Annotated in this window: 6 protein-coding genes; 4 read left to right on the top strand and 2 right to left on the bottom strand. The window is 76.6% G+C overall.

Going from position 1 to position 4,562, the window contains the following annotated elements; translation table 11 throughout:
- From ABZ641_RS26505 to ABZ641_RS26490, 4 genes are all read left to right on the top strand, one after another.
- Positions 1-488, top strand: a 488-nt coding sequence (locus ABZ641_RS26505) for a hypothetical protein (RefSeq protein ID WP_359985576.1), incomplete at its 5' end; no start/stop codon positions are given.
- Positions 485-1,267 (top strand): DUF2071 domain-containing protein, encoded by a 783-nt coding sequence (locus ABZ641_RS26500; RefSeq protein WP_344627873.1) that lies wholly within the window; start codon positions 485-487, stop codon positions 1,265-1,267. The genes ABZ641_RS26505 and ABZ641_RS26500, both read left to right, overlap by 4 nt.
- On the top strand, positions 1,264-2,067 hold the full coding sequence (locus ABZ641_RS26495) for a methyltransferase domain-containing protein (RefSeq protein WP_344627872.1): 804 nt from the start codon (positions 1,264-1,266) through the stop codon (positions 2,065-2,067). Before ABZ641_RS26500 ends, ABZ641_RS26495 begins: the two co-directional genes overlap by 4 nt.
- The gene (locus ABZ641_RS26490) at positions 2,064-2,492 is read left to right on the top strand and encodes a hypothetical protein (protein WP_359985573.1); all 429 of its coding nucleotides are present in this window, start codon (positions 2,064-2,066) and stop codon (positions 2,490-2,492) included. Before ABZ641_RS26495 ends, ABZ641_RS26490 begins: the two co-directional genes overlap by 4 nt.
- Before the next feature lie 66 nt (positions 2,493-2,558).
- Here ABZ641_RS26490 and ABZ641_RS26485 read toward each other — a convergent pair whose 3' ends face one another.
- Complete coding sequence (locus ABZ641_RS26485; protein ID WP_344627870.1) at positions 2,559-3,257, bottom strand: CBS domain-containing protein; 699 nt, start codon at positions 3,255-3,257, stop codon at positions 2,559-2,561.
- Between the two features lie 170 nt (positions 3,258-3,427).
- On the bottom strand, positions 3,428-4,462 hold the full coding sequence (locus ABZ641_RS26480) for a zinc-dependent alcohol dehydrogenase family protein (RefSeq protein ID WP_344627869.1): 1,035 nt from the start codon (positions 4,460-4,462) through the stop codon (positions 3,428-3,430).
- Between the last annotated feature and the right edge of the window lie 100 nt (positions 4,463-4,562).

The following is a 4,562-nucleotide window of genomic DNA, read 5'->3' as shown; positions in this document are numbered from 1 at the left end:
CCCTGCGGCCCGCCGGGGCGCTCGCCGCCGCCCTGCGGCCGGGGTTCCGCTGCGCCCTGCCGCCCGGCTTCGACACCGTGCTGCTCCGCCGGATCGCCCGGACGGTCGCCCGGCACCCCAACGCGGCCAACGACTGGGCCTGGCGGCTGCTGCTCGGCCGCGAACGCCCCGACGCCACCGCCCTTCCGGCCGGCGGCGGCCGGGTGCGGCTGGTGCTCGGCGAGGTCGTCGAACACCTGGAGCGCTCCACGGCCGGCCGCTACGACGCGGTGACGCTCTCCAACGTGGTCGACGGACCGGGGCCGGACTTCGCCCGCCGGCTGCGCGCCGCCGTCGAGCACGCGGTGCGGCCCGGCGGGGTCGCGGTGGTCCGCAGCCTCCGCGAACCCGGCCCGGCCGGGCCCGGGCTCGCCGCCGAGGACCGTTCGGTGATCTGGGGCGTGGTGCGGGCCGTCCGCACCGGGACGGACGGAGCCGACCCGCGATGAAGCACCTGCTGCAACGCCACCCCGTCCCCATGCGGACCCGCTTCGCGCACTCGCTGGTCCTCACCTACGCCCTGCCGCCGGACGTCCTGCAGCCCCTGTTGCCGCCCGGCCTCGCCCTCGACACCTACACCGACCCGGGCGGCACCGAGCACGGCTTCGTGGCCGCCGCCCTGGTGGACACCCGGGACCTGCGGCCCGCCTTCCTGCCGGCCGGCCTCGGCGCCGACCGGATCCTCACCGGGTACCGCATCTTCACCCGCTTCCCGACCCCCACCGGGCGGACCATGCGCGGCCTGAAGATCCTCCGCAGCGACACCGACAGCCGGGTCATGGTGCTCGGCGGCAACCTGCTCTCCCGCTACCGCTACCGGCTCGCCCGGATCGGCAGCCGGGTCGTCGACGACACCCTGGAGTTCCGGATCGTCAGCCGCGACGGCCGGGCCGACCTGCACGTGCGGGCCGACCTCGGCGGCGCCCCCGCGGACCTGCCGGCCGGCAGCCCGTTCGCCTCCGCCAAGGACGCCCGCCGGTTCGCCGGGCCGCTGCCCTACACCTTCGAGCACGAGCCGGAGACCGGCTCGATGATCGTGGTCAAGGCCACCCGGACCCGCTGGGAGCCGACCCCGGTCGCCGTCGAACTGCCGACCCCGCCGACCTTCTTCCGGCACGGCCCCTTCGCCGGGACGACCCCCGTCCTCGCCAACGCCTTCCACGTCGCCGACCTCGAGTACGGCTGGGAGGCCGGCCGGCGCCGCGCCGAGAACGGGGCCGAGCGGTGAACCGGATCACGGCAGGCGAGCAGCAGGAACAGCGCGGGTTCTCCGGGCTGCGGGAGGTGGTCTACTACAACTGGCCGATGTACGTGGCGGGTTGCCTCGCCGCGGGGGCCGGGCTCGCGGTCTCCCACCGTCTGCCCGGGCCGGCCGCGCGGATCGCCCGGCTCGGTGCGGCGGCCGCCGCGGGACTGCTGGCGACCAGCACCGCCGCCACCTGGTGGGTCTACGACCGCTCAAAGCTGCAGACCTTCGACTGGCTGGACGAGCTGCTGCCGGCCGGACCGGGCGAGCACCTGGTGGTCTCCGCCGGCCTCGACGAGACCAGCCGGCCCCTGGCCGCCCGCCGGCCGGACCACCCCCAGCGGGTGGTGGACCTCTACGACCGGGCGACGATGACCGAGGGCTCGATCCGGCGGGCCCGCCGCCGGGTGCCGCCCGTGCCGGGCACCCTCGCCGGACGGCCCGACCGGCTGCCCGCCGCGACGGACTCGGCGGACACCGTCCTCGTCGTCTTCGCCGCCCACGAGCTGCGCCGCGCCGAGGACCGGCGGGCGCTGTTCGCCGAGTTCGCCCGGGTGCTGCGCCCCGGCGGCCGCCTCGTCCTGGTCGAGCACCTGCGGGACGCCGCCAACACCGCCGTCTACGGCCCCGGCGCCCGGCACTTCTTCTCGCGGCGGACCTGGCTCGGCGCCGCCGCGGACGCGGGCCTGCACCCGGTCGCCGAACGGCGGATCGCCGGACTGGTGACCGCCTTCGCCTTCACGCAGACCGACGCCCCGGACCGGAAGGACGGCACACCGTGACCCACCTGCTCACCCTGGAGGGCCAACTGCGGCTGGTGGGCGCCGCCCTGATCGCCATGGGCGCGCTGCACGCCGTCCTGCCGCGGTTCATCGGCTGGCCCTCCGACCTGGCCGGCACCACGCTGCTGACCCGTCAGGTCTCCTACGTGCACCTGTTCTTCATCGCCCTGACCTGCGTCCTGCTCGGCCTGCTGCCGCTGCTGCTCGCCCCCGACCTGCTCGCGGGCGGTCGGCTCGGCACCGCGCTGCTCACCGCGCAGACCCTCTTCTGGGGCATCCGCTGGCTCTTCGAGTTCGCGGTGTTCTCCCCGGCGCTCTGGCGCGGGGACCGGCTGCGCACCGCCGCGCACGTGGCGCTGTCGGTGCTGTGGACCTGGGTGACGGCGGTGTTCGCCTGCGCGCTGGTGGCGGTGCTCCGCGGTTGAGGCGCCGGTGAGGTGCGCGCGGTCGGGGTGCGGGCGGGATGCGGTCCGGGTGTGGTCCGGGTGTGGTCAGAAGACGTGACCGGTCGCGTAGGCGTGCACCGGGTCCGGTCCGCCCTCCGTCCCGGTGCCCGTGCGGTCGGTGACCGAGACGACCCCGTCGACGGAGCGGCACAGCCGCACCACGAGCGGCGCGAGTCCCGGGGTCTCGATGGTGCCGCTGAGCACCACCCGGCCCTGCACCACCTCCACGCCGACCAGGGCCGGGCTCACTCCGTCGACCTTGCCCAGCACCTCCTCGACGATCTCCCGGTGGATCAGCCGGTCCTCGCGGAGGAACACCCGCAGCAGGTCGCCCCGGCTGACCAGGCCGGCCAGCCGGCCGTCCGCGTCGACCACCGGCAGCCGCTTCACCCCGTGCGCGGTCATCAGCCGGGCGGCCGCCACCACGCTCGCGCCGGGCGTGGTGCACAGCACCGAGCCGGTCATCAGCTCCGCCGCGGTCACCGCGGCCCTGCCGCTGTCGGGGGTGCCCGCCGGGGCCCTGTCCGCCGCGGACGCGGTCGCCGGGTCGTCCTCCTGGGCGGCCAGGGTGCGCAGCAGGTCCGCCTCCGAGACGATCCCGACCGGCCGGTCCTCGGCGTCCACCACCGGCACCGCCGTGATGTCGAACTCCGCCAGGAGCGCCACGATCTCCCGGAATCCGGTCTCCGGTGCCACCCGGACGACGTCCCGGGTCATCACCGACTCCACCGTGCGGTGCCCCATGACCAGCCTCCCTGCTGCCGTGCCCCGATCCTCACCCACCCCTGCCCCCAACGGTAGGGCCCTAGGACCCGTTCACGAACCGTCGCGCCCCGGAACCGCCGCTCGGGGGCTCAGCCCGTCCGGTCGGCGACGGTGGCGACTGTGGCGGGCGCGGCCGGGAGAGCCGGCGGTCAGTCGGGGACGAGGACGGCGACGCCGGTGACGCGGTCGGCGGCGAGGTCGGCGAGGGCTTCGGGGGCGCGGCTCATCGGGTAGCGGCGGACGTGCACGGTGGGCGGGTGGGCGGCGGTCTCGGCGAGGTAGGCGCGGCCGTCGGCCCGGGTGTTGGCGGTGACGCTGCGCAGCGTGCGCTCCTGGAAGAGGTACTGGCGGTAGTCGAGGCGCGGGATGTCGGAGAGGTGGATCCCGGCCACCGCGAGGGTGCCGCCGCGGTCGAGGGCGGCGAGGGCGACGGGGACGAGGTCGCCGACCGGGGCGAAGAGGATCGCCGAGTCGAGGGGTTCGGGCGGGCTGTCGTCGGCGCCGCGGGCCGAGCTGGCGCCGAGGTCCTGGGCGAGCCTGCGGGCCTCGGCGGAGCGGGTCAGCACGTGGACGCGGGCGCCCCGGGCGAGGGCGAGCTGTGCGGTCAGGTGTGCGGACGCCCCGAAGCCGTACAGGCCGAGGCGCCCGCCGGGCGGGAGGTCGGCGCGCTGGAGCGCGCGGTAGCCGATGATGCCGGCGCAGAGCAGCGGGGCGAGGTCCTCGTCGGGCGGGCCCTCCGGCAGCCGGTAGACGTAGTCGGCGTCGACCACGGCGTGGCCGGCGTAGCCGCCGGGGACGTCCCAGCCGGTGTAGCGGGAGTCCGGGCAGAGGTTCTCGCGGCCGGCGAGGCAGTACCGGCAGCTGCCGCAGGTGCCGGCCAGCCAGGCGGCGCCGACCCGGTCGCCCTCGGCGAAGTCGGTTGCCCGCGGCCCGGCCCGCAGCACCCGTCCGACGATCTCGTGGCCGGGCGGGCAGCCGGGCAGGTGCGGTGCGAGGTCGCCCTCGGCGAGGTGCAGGTCCGTCCGGCAGACGCCGCAGGCCCGGACCTCCAGCAGCAGGCTCCTCGGTCCGAGCGGTTCCAGTGGCCGTTCGACCCGGCGCAGCGGGCGGTCGGCGGCGGGTGCGGGGTGGTCGACGACCCAGGCGGTGGTGGTTCCGGTGGTCGTCCCGGTCTCGGCAGCCATCGGCTGTGGCCTCCCGTCGGCGCGGCCTCCCGGCGGTGCGGCCGGGCGGTGGACGCGGTGCGGCTTCCGCCTCCAGCATGCACCGCCACCGCAGCCCGGG

This window comes from Kitasatospora sp. NPDC007106 (genome assembly GCF_040634455.1).
GTDB classification, from domain to species: domain Bacteria; phylum Actinomycetota; class Actinomycetes; order Streptomycetales; family Streptomycetaceae; genus Kitasatospora; species Kitasatospora arboriphila.
The sequence above is the reverse complement of the archived record's forward strand: the minus strand, read 5'-3'. Positions and strand labels throughout refer to the sequence as shown.